This window comes from Stieleria bergensis (genome assembly GCA_007745635.1).
GTDB classification, from domain to species: Bacteria; Planctomycetota; Planctomycetia; order Pirellulales; family Pirellulaceae; genus Stieleria; species Stieleria bergensis.
The window spans coordinates 1,618,466-1,639,900 of record CP036272.1 but is presented as its reverse complement, the minus strand read 5'-3'; the positions used below and the strand labels follow the sequence as shown (position 1 = coordinate 1,639,900).

Annotated in this window: 14 protein-coding genes; 6 read left to right on the top strand and 8 right to left on the bottom strand. The window is 55.4% G+C overall.

What is annotated here, in order from left to right; translation table 11 throughout:
* Positions 1-185: 185 nt before the first annotated feature.
* Positions 186-1,586, top strand: a complete 1,401-nt coding sequence (locus SV7mr_RS05420; RefSeq protein ID WP_145269927.1) for an NRAMP family divalent metal transporter — start codon at positions 186-188, stop codon at positions 1,584-1,586.
* 45 nt (positions 1,587-1,631) lie between these two features.
* Here SV7mr_RS05420 and SV7mr_RS05415 read toward each other — a convergent pair whose 3' ends face one another.
* Together SV7mr_RS05415 and SV7mr_RS05410 are read right to left on the bottom strand one after the other, a co-directional pair.
* A complete protein-coding gene (locus tag SV7mr_RS05415) occupies positions 1,632-4,007 on the bottom strand; it encodes an ABC transporter permease subunit/CPBP intramembrane protease (RefSeq protein WP_419188132.1) in 2,376 nt (791 codons plus the stop codon).
* Between the two features lie 11 nt (positions 4,008-4,018).
* The gene (locus tag SV7mr_RS05410; protein WP_145269926.1) at positions 4,019-4,891 is read right to left on the bottom strand and encodes an ATP-binding cassette domain-containing protein; all 873 of its coding nucleotides are present in this window, start codon (positions 4,889-4,891) and stop codon (positions 4,019-4,021) included.
* Between the two features lie 499 nt (positions 4,892-5,390).
* Between SV7mr_RS05410 and SV7mr_RS05405 the strand changes: the two genes are divergently transcribed.
* Positions 5,391-5,825 (top strand): hypothetical protein, encoded by a 435-nt coding sequence (locus SV7mr_RS05405; RefSeq protein WP_145269924.1) that lies wholly within the window; start codon positions 5,391-5,393, stop codon positions 5,823-5,825.
* A gap of 152 nt (positions 5,826-5,977) precedes the next feature.
* Here SV7mr_RS05405 and SV7mr_RS05400 read toward each other — a convergent pair whose 3' ends face one another.
* On the bottom strand, positions 5,978-6,715 hold the full coding sequence (locus SV7mr_RS05400) for a UvrB/UvrC motif-containing protein (RefSeq protein WP_145269922.1): 738 nt from the start codon (positions 6,713-6,715) through the stop codon (positions 5,978-5,980).
* Between the two features lie 1,127 nt (positions 6,716-7,842).
* Here SV7mr_RS05400 and SV7mr_RS05395 point away from each other — a divergent pair.
* Both SV7mr_RS05395 and SV7mr_RS05390 read left to right on the top strand, forming a co-directional pair.
* A complete protein-coding gene (locus tag SV7mr_RS05395) occupies positions 7,843-8,052 on the top strand; it encodes a carbon storage regulator (RefSeq protein WP_145269919.1) in 210 nt (69 codons plus the stop codon).
* A gap of 157 nt (positions 8,053-8,209) precedes the next feature.
* Positions 8,210-9,028, top strand: a complete 819-nt coding sequence (locus tag SV7mr_RS05390) for a hypothetical protein (protein ID WP_419188131.1) — start codon at positions 8,210-8,212, stop codon at positions 9,026-9,028.
* Between the two features lie 98 nt (positions 9,029-9,126).
* Here the strand turns inward: SV7mr_RS05390 and SV7mr_RS05385 are convergent, their stop codons facing one another.
* Positions 9,127-10,368, bottom strand: coding sequence for a PQQ-binding-like beta-propeller repeat protein (locus SV7mr_RS05385; protein ID WP_145269917.1), 1,242 nt, complete (start codon positions 10,366-10,368; stop codon positions 9,127-9,129).
* A 483-nt stretch (positions 10,369-10,851) separates the two neighbouring features.
* Between SV7mr_RS05385 and SV7mr_RS05380 the strand changes: the two genes are divergently transcribed.
* Entirely contained in the window at positions 10,852-13,983 is a 3,132-nt protein-coding gene (locus tag SV7mr_RS05380; RefSeq protein WP_419188130.1) for a DUF1553 domain-containing protein, read from the top strand.
* Positions 13,980-15,410, top strand: a complete 1,431-nt coding sequence (locus tag SV7mr_RS05375; protein WP_145269913.1) for a DUF1501 domain-containing protein — start codon at positions 13,980-13,982, stop codon at positions 15,408-15,410. Before SV7mr_RS05380 ends, SV7mr_RS05375 begins: the two co-directional genes overlap by 4 nt.
* 152 nt (positions 15,411-15,562) lie before the next feature.
* Here SV7mr_RS05375 and SV7mr_RS05370 read toward each other — a convergent pair whose 3' ends face one another.
* The 4 genes from SV7mr_RS05370 to SV7mr_RS05355 form a co-directional block, all read right to left on the bottom strand.
* Positions 15,563-15,997 (bottom strand): hypothetical protein, encoded by a 435-nt coding sequence (locus SV7mr_RS05370; protein WP_419188129.1) that lies wholly within the window; start codon positions 15,995-15,997, stop codon positions 15,563-15,565.
* 397 nt (positions 15,998-16,394) lie between these two features.
* The gene (locus SV7mr_RS05365) at positions 16,395-18,785 is read right to left on the bottom strand and encodes a transglutaminase-like domain-containing protein (RefSeq protein ID WP_145269911.1); all 2,391 of its coding nucleotides are present in this window, start codon (positions 18,783-18,785) and stop codon (positions 16,395-16,397) included.
* Positions 18,782-20,308, bottom strand: a complete 1,527-nt coding sequence (locus SV7mr_RS05360) for a DUF58 domain-containing protein (protein ID WP_145269909.1) — start codon at positions 20,306-20,308, stop codon at positions 18,782-18,784. Before SV7mr_RS05360 ends, SV7mr_RS05365 begins: the two co-directional genes overlap by 4 nt.
* On the bottom strand, positions 20,305-21,294 hold the full coding sequence (locus SV7mr_RS05355; RefSeq protein ID WP_419188448.1) for an AAA family ATPase: 990 nt from the start codon (positions 21,292-21,294) through the stop codon (positions 20,305-20,307). The genes SV7mr_RS05360 and SV7mr_RS05355 overlap by 4 nt, the downstream gene beginning before the upstream one ends.
* Between the last annotated feature and the right edge of the window lie 141 nt (positions 21,295-21,435).

Genomic DNA, 21,435 nt, shown 5'->3' with positions numbered 1-21,435 from the left:
CCATAGCAGTTGGCTAGACTTTCTACGTAGGACACTTTCATTCCCTATCTCAATCCGGTTTTATCCCGGCACTCCCCTCACCTCGCTTAGGCTCGACTCTCCCGCAAGCGGGAGAGTGCAATCAACCAATCCTCAGCCGGAGATGTTATAGTGCTTGCTTTTCATCACCCGGCGGAACTCCAGCGATGGCAGAGCAAACTCACAACGGATCGGCGCCCGAGCCTGCATCCGGATCCTCAGCACAGAATGGGCCAACTCGGTCAACTGGGCCACTGACACTGCTGCGCAGGATCGGTCCAGCGATTGTGGTGGCTGCGGTTGTGTTGGGGCCGGGCAGTATCGTGTCGGCCTCCAAACTCGGCTGCCAGTATCAATACGATCTGCTGTGGCTGATCCCGGTTGCCAGCGTATTGATGATCGCCCTTACGATGACATCGATGACCATTGGTGCAGTTCAAGACAAGCTGCCGTGCCAAGCGGTTGCCGAATCCTTTGGTCGTCCGGCTGCGGTCGCCGTTGGCTTGGCCATGCTGACCGCCGTCACGCTGTTTCAAGCATCCAACAATAACGCCATGCTGATGGCCTTGGAGGGCTTTATCGGGAAACCGGAGGTCCCAGCGGACACTCAAGAGCTGGTCTCACCAGAACTGGGCACACCAGAAAAGGGGCCAGCACATCTGGGCCAAGCAGAACTTTTACGCATCGGTGGCATGCTTGGTTTTAACCTGTTTGTGATTGGCTTGATGTGGATCAGCCGACGCAACTTGTATCGGATGATTGAAAAAGCCATGGCATGGCTGGTCGGAGCGATGGTGTTAGCGTTCGCAGTGAATTTATTGTTTGCTAAACCCTCATTGAGCGGCATCGCGCAAGGCTTGATCCCCAAGTTGCCCAGCGAGCAATGGAACCTCAGTGGTTCGACGGAGGCTTTGATGACCATGGGCGCGATGGTGGCCACGACCTTTTCGGTTGCCGCGGCGTTCTATCAAGCCTATCAAGTTCGCGAAAAAGGCTGGACGCAGAAAGACTTGGCTGTGGGCCGACTGGACAGCGTGGTCGGGATCGGTGCCTTAGGTTTGATCACGATGATGATCTTGATCTGCGGAGCAGCCGGTCTTTACGGAATCGATCCGGCAACGTTGACCGATGCTGCCGCGGTCGCCATCGCTTTAGAGCCACTGTTTGGAGATTCAGCCCGATACGTGTTTGCGATCGGAGTCTTGGCGGGTGCAGTCAGTTCGTTTTTGGTCAATGCCTTGATCGGCGCGGTGGTCTTTTGTGACGCGATCAATCAACCGACATCGCTGTCGAAACCAGTGGTGCGTGCCTGGACCGTGATCGCGCTGCTGCTGGGCTGGGCCGTGGCTTCGTTTGCAGTCATCGCGCAAATCGAACTGGCTAACTTCATTGTGTTTGCTCAGTGCCTGACAGTGGTGGCGATTCCTGTGCTGGGAATCAGCATCATTTGGCAGGCCAGACAACTGCCTAGCGGCACGTTGCCGCGGTGGGTCATGCCGGTGAACTATGTTGGCTTGCTCGTCGTGCTGGCGCTAGCCGCTCGGACGGTGATCAAGTTAGCCAGCTAGGCTGATCGTAGAGAACTGACGGCAATCACACGCAGGCAATCACAGTCAGGCGGAGGCCAAACCTGCGGCATCAAGCGCTGTGGCGTCGGCTTCTTCTTGATCACTGCTATCGGCTTCATCAGAAACACTCTGCACATTGCCAAAGTACAGCAAACAAGTCGCGGCGAGTCCCATGCTGACCAAGGTCCATAGCGGATTGTAGGCTGGCCCCGTTGCGCTACTGTGTAAGAACAGGTTCACAATCGGCCAGTCACTTTCTGCAATTCGCTGCAACATGGTGGACATGGAGTTGTTGGTCAAGTGAATCAACAGACAAGGCAAGATGCTGCCCGTTCGCAGGCTTACCCAGCCGATCAACAGCCCAATGACGAAGGCGGGAATGGACTGCTGCAACACGCCGTGTGAAATGCCAAACATGAATGCCGAAAGCACAATCGCGCGCAGGGTTCCCTGTCGAACCAAGCCACCGAAGACAAATCCGCGGAAGGCAAGCTCTTCGCAGACCGCCGGCAACAAAGCCATCAACAAGACAATCATCCACCAAGGCGATTCGGAGACCAGCGTGCTCAGGGGCAACATCAGCTCCAACATTTCGGGCGTGGGAGGACTCATTTGTTGCACAAAACTAGAGATCATCAGGTAGGTCGGATGCAAGGTCAGGCCCAGTATGACCGCCATCGCCAGCACGGACCAGTGTGTTTTGCGGATGCGAAGTGCTTCGCGTGGAGAGCGAGTCAAGAAGCAAGCCATCAGCACGGCGGGAATCAGAATCACCATCTGCGGGAGCAAAATCATCTTGGCCAGACCGGCCAAGCCGGTCGGAATCTCGCTGATCAAAAACCTTGCAAAGAACAACGCAATCAAGATCAGGGCGCCGCACAAGTAAGCCTGCGCCGGTGTCGGCCAGGCCTTTCGATCCCGCCAGAGGTGCTTCAGCCAGAGACGAAACTCCCAGCGGTCACCGGCTCCAAACAAGACCGACTCGCTTTGGAATTGATGCTGCGCCCAGCGAGCAGCGCCCAGCAGACACAGCAACGTGACTGTCAGAACCACCGGCAGGTACATCATCGCCACACCATATTGACCCTCGATCAGCGATCGAACCAGCAAGAACATTCCCGTCACAGGGACCAAACTGGTTCCCACGTTTAACGTGGTGCCGGGCAAGATGGGCAGCATCACCAAGGGCAGGGTGACCATCATCAAGGGCATCAAGTAATACTGTCCCTCTTTGCTGCTATTGGCCATCGCGGCAACAGCCAACGCCAGGGCGCTGAACAAGGCCGATAGCGGCACCAGTGCCACCAACAGCCATAACATGGGTATCAATGGCGGTGATCCCATCGAAGAGAGCGGCCCCAGATCAACTTGAGCCAAGACCAGCGAACTGGTCACCAGCATACTGACGGCATTCAACAGTGCCGTGAGCATACTGAAGGTGAACACAGCACTCATTTTGCCCCAGACAATTTCGCTGCGGAGTGCGGGGCTGCATAACAGAGTCTCCAATGTGCCACGCTCTTTTTCACCGGCGACCAAGTCAATGGCTGGATAAAACGCGCCCGTCATCGCCCAGATCAACATGATGAAGGGCAACACCTTGCTCCAGAAAGCCGCTTCGCGGTTGCGTTGACTGGCAACATCTGTCGGACTCCAATTGAACGGCGCCAGGGATTTGGGATCGATCCCATTGCTTTCAATGCGTTTGATCACCCATTGGCTGCGCCAGGCGGACAACACACTTTGCACGCGTCCTTTGGCCATCGCCGAGCTATCGCGGCCCATGTGAAAAACCAACTGCACATCGTTCGCAGTCGCTGGAGTGACGGCAACGTCCGCATGAGCGTTGTCCGCGGTGCTTGTGTTCGGTGGATCGCTGGGATCCCCAGAAGCTTTGTTTTCGTTTTGCAAATCGGTGATTTGTGCATCACCGGGCAATTCATCGCGTTGAAAATGCGGTGGGATCACCAACGCGACATCGTATCGTCCAGACTTGACCCATTGATTGGCTTGTTCGCCAGCGGTCATCGCATCACTTGCCTCAGCACTGGAATCGTTCCGACTCAGTTCATCCCAGCGATACTCATCAACTTGCATCGCCTGATCGTCGCTCAGGCCTTTGGCAAATTGGTCACCTTCCAGCAATGGCGGCGCGTGATCAAGATGCTCGACGCCGATCACACAGACGCTCGCGGGGCGCTGTTGACTGAACTGAGCGACCTGCATCATGACCATGCCCAGCAGCGGGTAAAGCACCAGCGGCAACACGGCGATCGTGAACATCGTCCGGCGATCACGGAACTGGTCGCGCATCTCGCGCAAATAAATCATTCCAATCGCCGAGAGACGCGGACGCTGATTGTCGTCGGAGTGCTCTTTCACGGCAACTTGCCGATGATTCGCTTGGCTTTTCTTCATCATGCTACTTCCTGTTACACCAAAGAATCTTGTGCGGACGGCGAAGCTTGTTTTGCAGGGACCGCGTGTTCAGTCAATGATTCAAGCGACAGTGCTTCGTCCTCCAGCGTCAACGCCTCGCTCGTCGGGTTACCTTCCGAAGACGCACTGGCTTCGTGTTGGCTGAGCAAGGAAAAGAACACCTCTTCAAAGTCAGCGTGTCCGTGACGCTGCTTGAGTTCGTCCAAGGTTCCAGTGTCAAGAATTTGACCTTGGTACATGATTGCGATCCGATCGCACAACCGTTCGACTTCACTCATGATGTGCGTGGAAAAGATCAGGCACTTGCCAGCGTCGCGAAGGGCTCGAATGACCTGTAACAAATTGCGTGCGACCATCACGTCGAGCCCCAAGGTGGCCTCGTCAAAGACCAGCACCGGTGGGTCATGAATCAACGCGCGTGCAATCGACACCTTTTGCTTCATTCCCGTCGATAACTTGGCACAGGGCACGTCGCGGAAATCATCCATCCGCAGTTTGCCAAACAAGGCATCCATCCGCTGATCGAGGCTATCGGCTTGCATGCCGTGCAACCGGCCAAAGTACCGCACCAGTTCCCAGGCCGTCATGCGATCGTAGGTGGCGGTATTGTTGCTGACAAATCCAATGCTGCGGCGGACATCTGCCGCGTCACGGACGACGTCATAACCGGCAACGACAGCCGTTCCGTGGGTTGGTTTGAGCACCGTGCTTAAGATCCGCAGCACCGTCGTCTTGCCGGCACCGTTGGGCCCCAACAAGCCAAAGATTTCACCTGGTTTGACGGCAAAGCTAACGTGATCAACTGCTGTAAAACTGCCGCGCCGTAGATCCTGGTAAGTCTTGGTGAGATTGTTGACTTGGATCATGGAACAAACCGATGCAATACTCAATGCGATGGAGGCAGAACGCTTCGCACCGTCACTGGGATGGCCTGTCAAACAATGACAGTCGATCACAGCATCCGGGCGAAGCCGATCGTTAAATCAAACGCCCAGAATGGCCGGGCATCAACCCGCACCAACATGCAAAACCGTCAGAGGGTGATAACCTTAGCCGATACAAGAACGAGTCTTTCGATCGTAGCTCACCATTAGGGTTAGAACCGGAATTTTCCCTCATCTGTGACCGGTTAAAGAACCTCGAAGACATCAAAATCACTACAGCAAGGAGTCTTTTTCAGTTGTTTGCTAGCTAATTAGAATAGGGGATTCATCCCTAAATCTTTCGCTAATCCTCATCCATCTGGATTGCCGTTGGAATATCATTAATTAAAGTTTTTGATTCCCGGATCAACCGCGACCGCACGAGTTGACATGCTGCTCGCCAACTCGCCTTTTCCTCTTCATTCCCTGTGATTCGGTCTCCATGGGTAAATCAGCCAAGTTAGCCGCCAAGCCCAAACGCCGCCGTCGCCCCACGCAGACGCCCAGCGCTCATTCCAACGATCAACGTGCCGGAGCAAAACAGCCAGCAGCGAACGCTGCGTCGGTCAACTCTCCACCGGCGGTTGATGTTCCCAGAATCATCATTCGCTCGATTCTTGACGGGCCCAAAGGCGAGGGATCGCTTCGCGATCAATCCATCATTCACGCTCTGCAGTCCTTGGCCGCCGGTAAAACCACCGAAGACCCCAAAGCCATCTCGCTCGCCAAACGATTAAAGAAACAGCAAGCACGCGAACAGCTAACCGATGATCAATTTAGCAACGCAGTCGGTGAAGTCCTGACGATCGCCCGCCAGAACTCGTCACCCGATCATCCGAATCGATTACTGGAATTACTTGCACTGCTGGCTGGATAGAGCCTGGCTGGAGAGAGCCTGGCTGGAGAGAGCTTGCGTCTGCAAAGCGCGACCAACAGCGCCGGCATTGCAGTGAGCAGATCGATCACTGCGTTAGCATCAAGACGGCGTTAGCATCGAAACTGGGCTGGCAACGAAACTGGGCTGGCAACTTAGTTCGACTCGCGACGGTTCAGCTCGTCACGTAACTTAGCGGCCAGTTCGTACTGCTCTTGCTCGACCGCTTTGGTCAATTTCTCACGCAGCGTTTGGCCAACCTCGTATTCGCTGCGCAGGGTTTCGCGCAGATCGACCAATCGGACGACCAATTCGTCTTCATCGTAGTGTTCATCGGCCTCGTGACGGACAAAGAACTCACGAATGGCGTCCAGGCCCGTGTTGATTGCTTGCACGGCTTCCTCGCCGGACTCATCTTGTTCTAAGGCCCCTAATGCGGCAGCCTGAGTCCGATGAAAGAGCACAAAGGGCCGATACTGTTCATGCGACCGCGTCCATTCTTCATCCGGGCTAACGCGTTCAGCGACGTCCATCAGTAGCAACGTGTGATCCGCGTCGATCACTGCACGCGAGAAGTATTGCAGTCGCAGCCAACAAATCCGTCGCTGATAAAACTGCATGAACTCGCGATCGACTTCCATGCACTCATCTTCATCCAGCTCGGTTTCGGGATTGTCCAACAGACGCTCTTGCAAGTATTCCAAATACGATGGACTTCCATTCACCTTTTCACCATCCGGCCGACCGGTGGTTTCCAGCTGCAACAAGCCTAGGTCAACACGCATTTGAATCACATCACGCCCGTCACTGGCTTTTGCCATACGGACATTCAATGTGGCCGGGTCGTATTTCCAATCTTTGATCAGTTCGTCTAAATGCATTGTTCGTTTCATTGATCCAACCAGCATTGCATCTGCGCAGTACCACTCAAACGCAGTGCAACTCAAGCTCATTGCAGCTTCACCTCACTGCAGCTTCACGCAGTTCGCGCGTTCAACGCAGTTCGCGCGTTCAACGCAGTTCACCTGCTGTACACGGTTCCCGCGCGGACAAGCACCTCCGCGAACCATTCGGTCCGCGACAAGCAATCCACCTGTGCCAGGCAAAGCAGCGCCGTTGCGGGTGACAGTGCGTTGATGACAGCGACCGTAGCAAAGCAGGGCCGTAAACGCAGGGCCAGGCGATCATTCGGGTGCTCTGGACGCCCATCACCGATGGCATGGCGTCAACTTCGACAGCACACACCGCCGACTCAAATGGCGTCTCGCTCGCAGCAAGGCATCTCACTGGTAGCCAAGTATAGCAACGCGACTGCGACTGGCTAATGACCCTTAGCCTGCTGGAAAACGACATTCATCCCTAACACTCAACTCTAGCACCTCCTTGCCTTGCACGGCACCCGCTTCCCAAGAACCGAGCACCAAACGACGGGCACTAAAAGGCGGCCAACCGCCTCGCTTCAAGCCTACCCGCAATGGCTGCCTAGACATCCATTAGGCGCCCTTAAGGAACTCCATGGACACATGCGGCCAATGGAAGCACCCCAGCAGGGAGTTCTCGGCCCTGTGATTGATGCTGGCGAACGGGTGGTGATGGTTCTGGCGAACGGGTGATGATGGTTCTGGCGAACGGGTGGTGATGGTTCTGGCGAACGGGCTGGGGACAGCACAAACCGTTCAACCGCGCAAACCATCTCCACTGATGGTTTGCCCAAATGCCAGCCAATCTGGACTCCTTTGGAAAACCACCGCCGAAAACCGGTTCGGTCTCAATTTGCGACAGGCTGTATCAGAATGATTGCCAGGGACCACTTGGCGTGCCAGGAACTCGCTGCTTGACACAGGCCTGGCAACTTTCTGGTGGGCGTAGAAGCTGGATTTCCCGGGGAATTCAGGCACTTCTCCGAAGCCCCGCGGTGCTCACCAGTCAGTCCGCTGTCGTTTGGCACGCCTTTTGTTGTTAAGAGAGTCCACACCCTCTCAGTCAACCAATCCTCCAAGTCCATCAAGGATGAAGACGCATGTTAGTTCTCAGTCGAAAAGTTGGCCAAAAGCTGCTCATTGGTGACGATGTTGTGGTGACGGTTCACAAAATCAATGGCAACCGGGCCGTCCTGATGATCGATGCCCCGAAACAGATGAGCATTCAGCGCGCCGAAGTAAGCGTCGAATCAGCCCAACCCAAATTGAATCAGCCTCAATCCGTGTCGATCGGTGAGTTCAGCGTCTAATGGCGCGCCCGGTGCCCGGTTCGTTGATGCCTTGGCACGTAAACAATCTGCCAGTAACTCCACACGTCGCTGTCGACAACCTGTTACAGTAGACACCGTGTTGATCGCTGGCTGGCGATCTGCCTTTTGAAACTTGCACGCGAAACAAGCGAGGCTTATGAAGCGACGCAAAACTCCCGATTTACATTTACGTGAATCGGCCATTACCGAAACGGTCTCTGCGTTACAAAACCGCATCGACGACCGCTTTCCCGACAGTGGTTTGTCCAAACTGTGTGGACATTTAGTTCATGTAGCTGAAACGTCCGCGAATCGATCTTCCGGAATTGGACGAGGTGTTCCTTGGATTCGCGTTTGTGGTTATGGACTGGCTGTTCTGCTGATCGGGTCGATAACAGGCACCCTGTGGACGGTCGCAGATTCAGTCCGAATCTCCGAGGGGCCAACCAGCTGGACAGAGATCGTGGGGATGCTTGATGGTGGCGCCAACGTGCTGCTGATTCTCGGTGCTGGGCTTTACTTTTTGATCTCTATGGAGATCCGCATCAAACGCCGCCGAGCTTTGGCGGCCGTGCATGAACTTCGTTCGATCTCGCACGTTGTCGACATGCATCAGCTGACAAAGGATCCCGAAAGGATGCTCAGCCGATATCAATCGACCAGCAACTCGCCCACCGCATCGATGACACCGTTCGAACTGAGTCGTTACCTGGATTACTGCAGTGAGATGTTGTCATTGATTGGCAAACTGTCCGCCTTGTACGTTCAAGGATTTGACGACCCGGTGGCGGTCCAAGCGGTCAGTGACTTGGAACAACTCACCACATCACTCTCACGCAAGATCTGGCAAAAAATTGTGCTGCTGAACCAAATCAGTGAAAGTGGCGAAGCCCTGCGAGTGCTGGAGGAAAGCAAACCAAGCTCCGATTCGCAAGCCGCGGACGAACCTGTTGGCTCACAAACGCCAGAAGCCTAATGCATCGCCGGAATGCGAATGAAGCAGACGGCGAGAGCACAGGCAGAGTCCCGCCCCGGCTGAGTCTCTAAACATCAGCCGTGCTTGGCAGCAATCTGCTATTTGGCTTTGACGTCATAGCACAGCAACACGCCTTGGTCGCGCAAGTACAGTTTGCCATTGGCAATCACTGGATGCGCCCAGGCGCGGCTATCGCTTCGATCGGGTTGATCAAACCGACTGATCTCTTTTAATTCGCCGGCATCTGCGGCGATCAAGGCAACCGGTCCGGCTTCGCTGCGCAGATAGAAGCAACCATCAGCGAAAACGGTTGCTCCTTTTCCAACACTGCGATCCTTGTAAACCAGTTCGCCAGTTTTCAGTTCCAAACAGCGGAACGTCCCACCACTTGATCCAAACACGTGATCACCAAGCAGGACCACGCCACCGTGGTGGTTGGCGATTTCCAGATTTGCGTAGACTTCCTCGGTGCTCCAAGCATCGCCATCACGTGTAATTTTAAACCCGTTGCAACCGACTCCATAGGCTGACGTGACGAACACGACATCATCTTTGATCACAGGCGTCGTGATCACGGCTGTCTTTCCTGGTCGCGCTGCATTCCAAAGCACCTGTCCCGTTTTGGGATCAATGCCGGCGACACTCGTGCCAGTCAACTGAATGTACTGACGCACACCATGAATGGTTGCAATGATGACCGAGGAGTAGCCAGCTTGATCGGTCCACTCTTTGGTTTGCCAAATGACGCTGCCCGTTTTTCGATTCAGTGCAACCAAGGTGCCCTGATCGCCACCGGGAGTACAGATCACTTGATCGCCGTCGACCAACGGAGACTCGCTGTACTTCCAACCTGACATCATTTTGCCACCGAAATCGTTGCTTAGATTTTTCGACCATTGCAGTTCACCGGTTGCCGCGTTCAGGCAAACGATGTCTCCATGCTGGTTGATTGCAAACACCTGACCTCCATCAACGGTCGGTGTGCTGCGTGGTCCGGGGTAGCCGCCATGACCTCCAGCGGCACCGATGTCTGTTTTCCAAAGCAGCTCACCGTCCTTCTCGCTGAGCGCCATGATGTAGTTTTGTTCTTCCAAGTCACCCAGGGTAAAAATTTTGCCGTCGGCGATCGAGACGCTGGAGAATCCTCCGCCAACATGATCAACTTTCCAAGCCAAGGGCGGTCCATCTTCAGGCCAAGACTTCAAGAGTCCGGTTTCGGTGGACTTGGCATCACGTTTTGGACCGCGCCACTGCGGCCAATCAGCGGCCTGCACCAAGCTGGCAACAGTGAATAAGAAACACAAACACGCCGCTGGGACGAAAGAAGTTCTGAAGTTCATCAGGCTGTGTCACAGGAGAAGGGAACGAAGGTGGGCATGGATGGCAAGGATCAAGCCATCGACTGGCACGTTGCCAGCCACTCGGATTCCCCAGCATACACTATTGCCGTTTAGGACTGTGACTTCTCCGCCAGCCCCGCTGAAAAACAGTCTGTGTCGCGATCTGGGTCAGGAACGATCCGCTGGCGCGGCGTTTGGCACGAGCCGCCCCAAGCCCCTCCGATCAGGGTTCCACACCGCCACTTCCCAAGTGATTTGCCTTGCTAAGCTTGCTGGATTGCAACAGAAGCAAAAGCCATTTTCAGAGAATGCGGTTATAATCAAGTCCAGCCCACCTCCCTTCCAACTCGCCCACCTCCCTTCCAACTCGCCCACCTCCCTTCCAACTCGCCCACCTCCCTTCCAACTCGCCCACCTCCCTTCCAACTCGCCCGCCTCCAAGACATGCCGACGCTCTCGCTTCCTTCCGCGTTCGATCTGACTTTGGTACGAACGTCTCTCGCCTGTTTGATTGCGAGCTGGCTCTCGTTTGCCGTCGCAACCGCAGACGATGAAACGCTGAAGTTCAATCAGGACATTCGGCCCATCCTCTCTGAGAACTGTTTCCATTGTCATGGTCCCGATGAAGATGCCCGAGCCGCTGAACTTCAACTCGATCACTACGAGGGCGCAACGGAATGGGCAATCGTGCCAGGCAACGCCGATGAAAGCGAAGTCATCAGTCGGATTCATTCCGACGATCCAGACCTGGTCATGCCGCCACCAGAGAGCGAGCGAGCGTTAACGGATCAGCAAAAGAAGCAGCTCAAACAATGGGTCAATGAAGGTGCCCGTTACGAAAAGCACTGGTCATTCAACCCGATCAACCCAGTCACTGTGCCGCGTCTGACGCCCGATGACACCGCTGATTGGCAACCAGAAAATGCCATCGATGGTTTTGTCATGCAGCGTTTACAGCGTGCAGGATTCAGCATGGCACCGCGCGCCGACAGCGCAACCTTGGTGCGTCGCATCACGTTCGACTTAACAGGCCTCCCGCCGACGCCGGAGCAGGTCCAGCGCTTCCTGGCTGACAAACGACCGGACGCCGTTGAACGCTTGATCGACCGTTTGCTCAGCCACCCGGCCTTCGGCCAACGGATGGCTGCGGACTGGTTGGATGTTGCTCGTTACAGTGACACCTATGGTTATCAAGTCGATCGCGATCGGTTTGTGTGGCCCTACCGCGACTGGGTTGTTCGAGCCTTCAATAAAAATCTCCCCTACGATCAATTCCTAACCCAGCAACTGGCTGGCGACCTGCTGCCCGATGCGCAACGTGAGCAGATCTTGGCCACGACGTTTAATCGACTGCATCCGCAAAAGGTTGAAGGTGGCAGCGTGCCAGAGGAGTTCCGTGTTGAATACGTTTCCGATCGTGCACAAACGGTCGGAACCGCTTTCTTAGGACTGACGTTTGAATGCTGTCGCTGCCATACACACAAGTACGATCCCATCACACAAACGGAGTACTACCAGCTGGCATCCTTCTTTGCCAACATTGATGAAGCGGGGCTGTACTCGTACTTTACTTCGTCCGTTCCAACGCCCACGATGACGCTGCCCAACGCGACGCAGGAAACACAACTCCAGGAGCGACGACAAGCCGTTCGCGCGGCTGAAGCAGCCTCTCAAGGGCTACTCGATGAACAGCCCGACTTTGCCGATCTGGAAAGTGACTTGATCACTAAAATCGTCGATGCGGCTCAGCAGCCCCTTGGCGATGCGGATCTCAAGACGGCGAAACCGGCAGTGCAGTGGGCTCGGCCCATTGAAACCACCCCCTTTGAAGGCGGTTTGGGAGCCAACAAATCCGTCGCCGGCGTGGTTGGCAAAGCCGTTCAGCTGACTGGCGATGACGCCGTCAATTTGAAAACCGGCAACTTCCGCCGCGAACAACCGTTCTCAATTTCGCTGTGGATCAAAACGCCTGATGCAAAAGAACGGGCAGTGATCCTGCATCGCTCGCGAGCCTGGACAGATGCAGCCAGCCGAGGCTATCAGTTGCTAATGGAAGATGGCAAACTCAGCTGGTCTCTGATTCATTTTTGGCCCGGCAACGCGCTGCGGATCAAGACGACCGAACCGATTCCCGTGAACCAGTGGCTGCATGTGGTGGTCAGCAATGATGGCTCAAGTCGCGCCGCTGGGCTGTCACTATGGATCAACGGGAGCCGCGCTGAAACCACTGTTGTTCGCGATCACTTGACGAAGAACATCACCGGTGGTGGCGGCAATCAGATTGCCCTGGGACAGCGATTTCGAGATCGCGGTTTTACCGGCGGCTGCATCGATGAAGTCGCTGTGTTTGATCAGCAACTCACCGCGTTGGAAATTGATCGGCTAGCGAGACAGCATTCCAACGATCACTGGACCGCAACGCCCCCCGCGTCTTGGAATGCAGCCCAACAGCAGCTTGTTGCCCAACACGCCCACCACCGCTGCCAAGCGGAAGTGACAGCCCAGCGCGCAGAACTCGCCACACGGCGTCGCAGCTTGTTTCAGCTGCAGGACGGACTTCAGGAAATCATGGTCATGCGTGAGATGCCCGGCGTGCGCACCACTCATCGACTCGATCGCGGTGCTTATGATTCGCCTGCTGAAGCCGTGACGCCTGGGACACCAAAGTCCGTCATGGCATTCGACCAGCAACCCGATCGTCTGGGGCTAGCCCGTTGGATGCTGGACCCCAAGAACCCCTTGACCAGCCGAGTGGCCGCCAATCGGCTGTGGCAAATGTGCTTTGGCGAAGGGTTAGTTCGCACGCCGGAAGACTTCGGTAGCCAAGGCAAACCGCCCACTCATCCAGAGCTTTTAGACTGGCTTGCAGCCGATCTGATGCAACATGACTGGGACATCAAACGCTGCGTGAAACAAATCATGATGTCTGCAACCTACCAGCAATCCAGCACACACCCAGATTCCAAAGTCGCCCAAAGCGACCCTGAAAACTTGCTATTGGCAAAGTACCCTGCGCACCGCTTGCCAGCCGAAATGCTGCGTGATCAAGTGCTGGCGGTTTCCGGCTTGCTGGTCAGTGACTTTGAAGGTGCACCGGTCAAACCGTATGAGCTTGAAGCTTCGTTTAAGCCATCCAAAGCAGATCAGGGACAAGGCTTGTATCGGCGCAGCCTTTACACTTACTGGAAACGCACCGGTCCAGCACCTGCGATGATGACGCTGGATGCTTCCAAGCGAGACGTGTGCCGTGTCAAGCGAGAACGGACCTCGTCACCTTTACAAGCCTTTGTGATGATGAATGGGCCTCAATACGTCGAGGCATCACGCGGACTAGCGATTCAATTGCTGGCCCGAACAAACGACACCGATCAAGTGCTTCGCGATGCCTTTCGAACCTTGATCGGGCGTGCTCCTAGCGACGACGAACAAGCCATTATCGATCGACTGTACCAACAACAACAAGCCTACTTTGCTGAACACTCAGACCGCGCCACAGCCTACCTGCAGGTGGGTCGATTGCGTTCCAATCTTGATCTTCCCGCTGCACAGATTGCCGCGACCAGCGTGGTCGTTGGCGTCCTAATGAACCACGACGAGTGCATGATTCAACGATGAGTAAACCACAACCAAACGGAATTCATGCGGTAACCGATCGTCGCCAGTTCTTCGCTCGCGGATCGCTTGCCTTAGGCAGTGCGTGCTTGGCAGCCCAGTCGCAGGCCGCAGCGCCCAGCACCAGCGAATTGGGTTTCCATCATCCACCGACGGCGAAACGCGTGATCTACTTGTTTCAGTCCGGTGCCCCCAGCCAGCTGGATTTATTTGATCACAAACCACTGCTGAATGAAAAGCACGGGACCCAGTTGCCGGCCTCTGTACGGATGGGGCAGCGACTGACGGGGATGAGTGGCAACCAATCGAGTTTGCCTCTGGTCGGTTCACCCTGGAAGTTTTCGCCGCAAGGTGAATCGGGATTGATGATCAGCGATTTGATGCCGCACTTGGCAAAGGTTGCCGACGATCTGTGCGTGGTTCGTTCGATGTACACCGAAGCGATTAACCACGGCCCCGGAGTCACCTTTGTGCAAACTGGCAGCATGTTTCCTGGTCGTCCCAGCATGGGTGCTTGGCTGGACTACGGACTGGGACAAGAGAACGAAAACCTGCCCTCGTTTGTCGTCATGGTCACCAAGAACAAAGGCGGCCAACCGTTGGTCTCGCGACTGTGGGGCAGCGGCTTTCTGCCCAGCCGTCACCAAGGTGTTCGATTTCGCAGCGGAAATGCACCGGTGCTGTATTTGAATAACCCTCCCGGAATCGACGCCCAGAGCCGGCAACAGAGCGTCGAGGCGCTCAAGGATTTGCACGCACTCAAGCAACAACACACCGTTGATCCGCTCGTTGCTGCTCGCATCAATCAATACGAGTTGGCATTCCGCATGCAGTCCAGCATTCCGGAAGCGATTGACTGGAAAAACGAATCAGAGGCAACGTTGGAACTGTATGGCCCCGACGCCAAGACTCCTGGCACCTTTGCTGCCAATTGCTTGCTGGCACGACGCCTGGCAGAACGTGGCGTGCGTTTCATCCAGCTTTACCATCCCGGTTGGGATCACCATGGCGGACTTCAAAATGGCTTGCCCAAGCAGGTGAAGGAAACCGATCAAGCCTCCGCGGCCCTGATCCAGGACTTAAAGCAACGCGGCATGCTAGAAGACACTCTGGTCGTCTGGGGCGGAGAATTTGGCCGGACCAATTATTGCCAAGGCAAACTGGGCGCGAACCAATTTGGGCGTGACCATCACCCACGCTGCTTTAGCATGTGGATGGCAGGTGGCGGTTTCAAACCTGGCATGACATACGGCCAGACGGATGAATATGGCTATAACGTCATCGAGAAACCGGTCCACATCCATGACCTGCAAGCCACCATGCTGCATGCATTAGGCATCGACCACGAGCGATTGACTTATCGCTACCAAGGCAGGAACTTTCGTTTAACCGACGTTCACGGACAGGTGGTCAACGAGCTGCTGACCTGATGACGACGCCATGTCCTGAGCGTGACTTGCCTCAGCAGATGGGTGCAGAAAATGGGGTCAGTTAAAAAAATCACCGCATCCGCCGAACAAGATCGACGGACGCGGTTCTGGTGCTTGTTTGACTCGCTGGGCGAATTTGCCCCAGCCTGTGCTTAGAGCGTTTCTTCGCTGGCTTCCAGCTCGTCCTTCGATGGCTCTTCAACGTTGCCAAGTCCCAAGTCTTCGATTTGGTCAGCAGTCAGGCGATAGTAGCCTAGATTGCGAACGACTTCTAAAACTTCGCTGCAGGTTGGAAACATTCGTCCGCTGCGTCGTTTGTAGTCATCCATCGCTTGCATGAACTCGATTTCAGGATCCGAGTAATCACGTTCGCACGTGGTCGGATCAATGTGTCGACGACGTTGTTTTTTACGGCGATTGGGAACTTCGCTTGTGTCCAGCTCGGGTTCGGCTTGGCGACGATCCGAATCAGGTCGGCGACGATCGATGGTAATGATTCGTTCTTCTCCGTCAGACTGAACCACGCTGTTGGTGTTGAGGTTTTCGTCAAGCAACTGATCAGTCTTGTTTGGATTGGATGAAGGCATTCGTAACTTTCCAGGGTGGCGATAACCATCAGCCCCCGTGCTGATTACCTGTCGTTTCAATCACGCGGTTAGTCGAATTGGGCAGGAACTAACGGCGTTGTGAGATTGATCGATCAGATAATGTTTGGTGATGGTGCTCGCTGGAGGACTACTGAACGTGGGGCCGCTCAACACTAGCACGCAATTTAGGCAAACCAGTCGGGTTATCCCTCAATTAACATGTGGTCCACCTACGAAGCTGCGAAGGATGAACCGCGTGTAACGATTAGTGGGCCAAAAGACGGCAAGATGCGAGGATTTTGCCCAGCATTTGTCGGATAACTTCACCCAGATAATCGGTGACGGTATGACCCAAAAGGTATTCTCAACCGTCAAAAGCGGTTGCTTCAGGGCACGATCAACCCTGATAGGGCTCTGGCACCTTGCCTTGATAACGGGCTCCAGCGAACTGTCGATACCAGCCAGCAGCCGACTGCAACATGGATTCCAATTGAGGTTGTGCGCTGATTTCAGCTTCCAAACGTGATGCGAATTGATGCAAGGTCTCGTTCTGAGCCCTGACCAAAGAGAACCGTCGCATCCGCCGATCCACGCGCCGCAGCATTTGCTGGCTCAAGAAATCGGCCTCACTCATCCCTTTGCGGCGACGCTGTCGAGAGCGCAACCAGATCAACAGCCCGACCAAACAAAACAGCGGCACCTGAGCTGTTTGAAAAAGAAAGCTCAACGAGTCACGTGTCCGAAATCGGACCAGCGATAGTAAGAACTCCAAGGTTCCCATCGTAGAGCGAGACTCGGTCTCTTGCCTGCTCCCAGCGATCCCGCTGGATGACCTATTCTGCTGAATTTCGTAATCGATATATGTTCTCCCCACAGTCGCCTCCACGGGGAACCATTGCTGGGATCGATCATCGTAAGCCTCCACCCAGGCATGTGCATCTCGATTTCTGGCCAACCAGTATTCGTCATCATCGTCCATTTGCGTGAACACATACCCTGTGACGTACCGCGTCGGCACGTCCACACAGCGAAGCATCATGGCGGTGGCTGTGGCAAAGTACTCGCAGTGTGCAGGATGCTGATCCAACACAAAATCGACGACCGGATCGTTATCCCCCGTTATGAATTGGTGTGTCAGCGAGTAAGTGAAGTTGTCTTGGAAATAGCGAGCCAACAACTGCGCCTTGACGCGTGGATGGAGATTGCCCGGACAAATCGAACTCGCCAGCGGTGCTAACGGTTCGCGAATCTCGGGATCGACCCACAACAGTAACTTCTTGCGGAAAGGACCCAACGTCTCTTTGCCAGGTCCACGCCCGACCGCCAAGTTGTACGATTGCGAAAGATCTATATCGCCCTGCACAATGCTCTGATGAGAGACCTGCACGCGTGTTCCCAACGCCACCACCGCCTGTGTGTTCAAGGTCGAAAACAGCAGGTTGCCTTTGTGTGGCAAATTCTCCATTTTGATTGAACCAATCATGCCCCCACTGGAATTCTGTTGCAGCATGATGGTTTGGTGCTCAGGTGACTGTGAACGTCCGGAACGCTCCCAAAAGACTCCTTCGCGACGCGGCAGCAATTCGCTGGCGCCCTCTTGGCTTCGGAAACTGCGATAGGACGCTGATCTCCATAATCGGTTTTGGTAAAAGTCGAAGACCGTGCCACGGACGTACCCCGGCGTTTGGGGAGACAACGCACGGATCGCGGGGTCATTGGGCGACTCAATCATCACATTACGCACCGACCCCAATTCGCTACCACGGACAAAGCCAGTCCCGCCAATGAATGCTTTAGAGGTAATCACATCCAGGGTTCCAAAGACACGTTCCATGAAATCCTGTTGCAATCGGGGCGCCACACCACCGACCCATTGTCCGATGACGTTCGCTGACAACAGCAGACTTGAAATCGCCAAGACGAAAAACAACGTGGCACTCTTTAAACGCGGTGATGTCCCTGAACTGGCCGACGCGTTCGATCGGTTTGTCGCCGTCAGCGTTGCCTTGCCTAGCCATACCGGCGGCTGTGGCGATGACGAGCGTCGTTTTCGATGATGCGAAGCTCTGGGCCATCGGCTGAGCACATGCTGAGAAAGCAACAAAAAGCCAAACAAGGTCAGCAATCCCCCCAGCACTTGACCGCTGATCGATTGACTGACCGCGCCTGCGGAAATGCTCAACATGGCAATCACCATGAAACAAGCCAGCATGCCCGGATGCCCCCGACGAGCATGAAAGAGCCACAGACCGAGCGAGATCCCCAACGCAAAGTGTGCCAGGGCATCAACGAAAAAGGAAAGCACGTTCACCGATTCGGAGAGACCGCCCGATGCACGCACAAACAACAATGCACCACCGAAGAGCAGCGTCACGATCCAACGCGATCGCTGCCAACCGATCGATTCGCCAAACCGGTAGGCATCACGTTCTTTCCGCGGCAGTTTTTCCCACCGCCCATCGGCTTGAAGCCTGGCAATCGTGGACTGATGGTTACAGCGAAGATGCAGCAGCCAAGCGAGAAGCCCGATGATCAAGCACAGCCCCGTTGACATGCCTCGAGAATTGAAGGTGTCTCCAATCACCCACGCGAGAACCAACAGCAAACATCCCAACAAGGCGAATTCGCGTCCTGGGTGCTCGTGACCTGTTCGAGCTTGATTGTCGACTCGAAAGGAGCGTTGTCGTTTCCGTCCCATGCGGCGCGGGGCAGAAGCCGGTGCGGCGACAGCGGGCGGTTGTTTCAAGGCACCTGACGATTGCCTGCCAGCTGGTTGTATCGTGCTCATGAGGCACCTCCGGCAACAGACTGCATCGCCTGATCAATCAAGGGCAGATAGTGAACGCGGGCCGGAAACTGCTGCAGCAATCCCGTTCTTTTTGGCTCCTCGTGATCGACCAGCGAGAGGATCAACACGGGACTGGCCGGGTTGGCGGCGATCAATTTTTCAATGCGATCATTGGCCAACTCAAGATCAACGCTGTCGGCTGAAGCCAAATGGATCAACATATCTTCGGTGCTCCCGCTGACCATCCGTCCCTGTTTTTGGCTATGCGTGGTGGACTCCCGATCGGTGCAGTAACAAACCAGATCGATGTTCCGCAGCGTCAGTTCATCAATGGTTGACGCCGCGGCAGACATCAGAAACTCAAACGTGGCAGCCTGCTCCTGACGCTCACGTCGCCTGGTGCGAACAGTCGTGCCTGAGGGCTTCAGCTGATGCTTTGCAACGTCGACAATCAACACCACCGACTGCACCGAAGGCGCTTGGAATTCCCGCACAATGGGTCGCCCTAATCGTGCCCACGACGCGAAATCCCAACGCCGAACCGCCACTCCATCCTGGTACTCACGACTGCCCAAATATTCCAACTGCACACCATTGGTCAAACGCTGTGCCCAGCTACCGATAGCTTCCATCACCGCGTCATCGACGGCACGTTGATCGCGCTGAAGAGGTGCCGGCGTGATGGCGATTTGAGTCTGCAAGTCATACTGTTTACGAAGGTGAAACAAGAAGAACGGAAACGATGACGTCACGCGAAAACGTGGCAATTGAAATACCCCACGCCGTGAATAACACAACATTCCATTCCAACGCACTTGATCACCGGCCTGGACCATGTTCGCCGAAAGCGATTCCGAAGCGTCCCATAAACCATCATCAGCGGCCGTCACGATCTCTCGAACGCCCTCGTTATGAAACCCCAGTCGCAGCGAAAACGCCGGCAAGGCAAATCGATTGGTCAACAGCACTCCTACACTGAAGGGAACACCGACACGTGCCGATCGTGGCAACGAAACGCCAACCTTGAACCGCGGGGCAAACAGCAACGACAAGGCGTATCCAACGACCATGATCGATAGACAGGCCCCCAGGATACCAACCCAGGGAAATCCCCAAATCACGTTCAATCCAGCAAAGATTGCCAGCAAGGCAACGACTGAGGATGACGTCAAAGCTCGGCGGAGGACAAGGTAAGAACGAATCGGCAACGTGATGATCCAAACCACCCACCTCACCAGAAACCTGAGGGGCAGGATCATCCAACGAGGTGCAAAGGGTTGGCGATCGACTGGTGTGACTTCCGACGAAACCGAAACGCGTGATCCGGTGACCGCCGTTGCCGCCGGGGCACTGGCCCCGTGCAGAGGGACTCCGCCCGTGGTCGGTTGCGCTGCCTGATCAACACGTTGATCGGCGACGTGACTCTGGGCTCCATTGCCCGCGGCGTCCGATTCAAGTTTTCGCTGACCGGACTGACCAGTGGAGTGACGATCAGTCGGTGTTCGCGATGCCGGAACACTCACACCACAACCTCAGCTTGTTCTAACAAGTCATCAATGATCGCCGCGGCATCCGCCCACGTCGCACCGACCGCGCGGACGGTGATTCGGTGAGCGAGCACGGAAACAGCCACCGCTTGAACATCATCGGGCAAGACATAATCGCGTTTCCGCAGCACCGCACGAGCCTGCGCGGCACGCAGCAACATCTTTGAACCGCGCGGAGAAGCACCAACAGAAAGCCGTCCATCCTGCCGAGTCAGCGCAATCACACTGACCAGATACTGCACCACCTTTTCGTCAACGGTCATCTCACGAACCAATTGCTGCAGTGCCGCCAATTCATCTCCGTGCATCACCGGCTGCAAGTCATCCAAAGGATTATGTGTGGCCTGATCCAACAACAGCTGCACTTCGCTCTCCTGATCCGGGTAGTCCATCGACAACCGAAACAAGAAGCGATCCAGTTGCGACTCCGGCAACGGATACGTCCCCTCAAAACCCGACGGGTTCTGGGTGGCGATCACGATAAACGGGCGCGGCAAGTCATAACGCGTGGTATCAATCGTCACCTGGGATTCAGCCATCGCCTCCAGCAGAGCACTTTGCGTTCGCGGACTGGCCCGGTTAATTTCGTCGGCGATCAGTAGATTGCAAAAGACAGGGCCGCGGCGAAACTTAAAATCAGCCGTGGCTGCCTGATAAATGGCCGAGCCAAGAATGTCCGCCGGCAACAAGTCAGGCGTGCATTGAATGCGTTCAAAGTCGAGGTCGATCAGAGCCGCGATGGCTTTCGCCAGAGTTGTTTTCCCCACTCCGGGCACGTCTTCCAAAAGCACCGAGCCTTCTGCCAACATGCACGTCAGCACCGCATCAATCACATCTTGCTTGCCGCGAATGACTTGATGCAAGCGATCACGAACGGCCTCGATCTTGTTCAATAAGGCTTGCCCACTGAACGGCACCGATTGCGGATCGGTGCTCGCAGAGTCCGTGGTGATCGGTGACACGCTTTCTAACGCAGCCGCTCCCGAAGGTCCGGTCGTCCGCGGGACGAATGAACTCTGCTGACTGTCCAAATTAGCCTGCCTCTCGTCGTCTCTGGGGTCAGTCTCCTGCACAGGTGCCTCGCTTGCCAAGCTCAATTCGTA

Coding starts and splice junctions, on each gene's coding strand:
- SV7mr_RS05365 (WP_145269911.1), bottom strand. CDS start 18,785: ATGAGCACGATACAACCAGCTGGCAGGCAATCGTCAGGTGCCTTGAAA.
- SV7mr_RS05390 (WP_419188131.1), top strand. CDS start 8,210: ATGAAGCGACGCAAAACTCCCGATTTACATTTACGTGAATCGGCCATT.
- SV7mr_RS05395 (WP_145269919.1), top strand. CDS start 7,843: ATGTTAGTTCTCAGTCGAAAAGTTGGCCAAAAGCTGCTCATTGGTGAC.
- SV7mr_RS05400 (WP_145269922.1), bottom strand. CDS start 6,715: ATGAAACGAACAATGCATTTAGACGAACTGATCAAAGATTGGAAATAC.
- SV7mr_RS05375 (WP_145269913.1), top strand. CDS start 13,980: ATGAGTAAACCACAACCAAACGGAATTCATGCGGTAACCGATCGTCGC.
- SV7mr_RS05385 (WP_145269917.1), bottom strand. CDS start 10,368: ATGAACTTCAGAACTTCTTTCGTCCCAGCGGCGTGTTTGTGTTTCTTA.
- SV7mr_RS05420 (WP_145269927.1), top strand. CDS start 186: ATGGCAGAGCAAACTCACAACGGATCGGCGCCCGAGCCTGCATCCGGA.
- SV7mr_RS05370 (WP_419188129.1), bottom strand. CDS start 15,997: ATGCCTTCATCCAATCCAAACAAGACTGATCAGTTGCTTGACGAAAAC.
- SV7mr_RS05405 (WP_145269924.1), top strand. CDS start 5,391: ATGGGTAAATCAGCCAAGTTAGCCGCCAAGCCCAAACGCCGCCGTCGC.
- SV7mr_RS05410 (WP_145269926.1), bottom strand. CDS start 4,891: ATGATCCAAGTCAACAATCTCACCAAGACTTACCAGGATCTACGGCGC.
- SV7mr_RS05415 (WP_419188132.1), bottom strand. CDS start 4,007: ATGATGAAGAAAAGCCAAGCGAATCATCGGCAAGTTGCCGTGAAAGAG.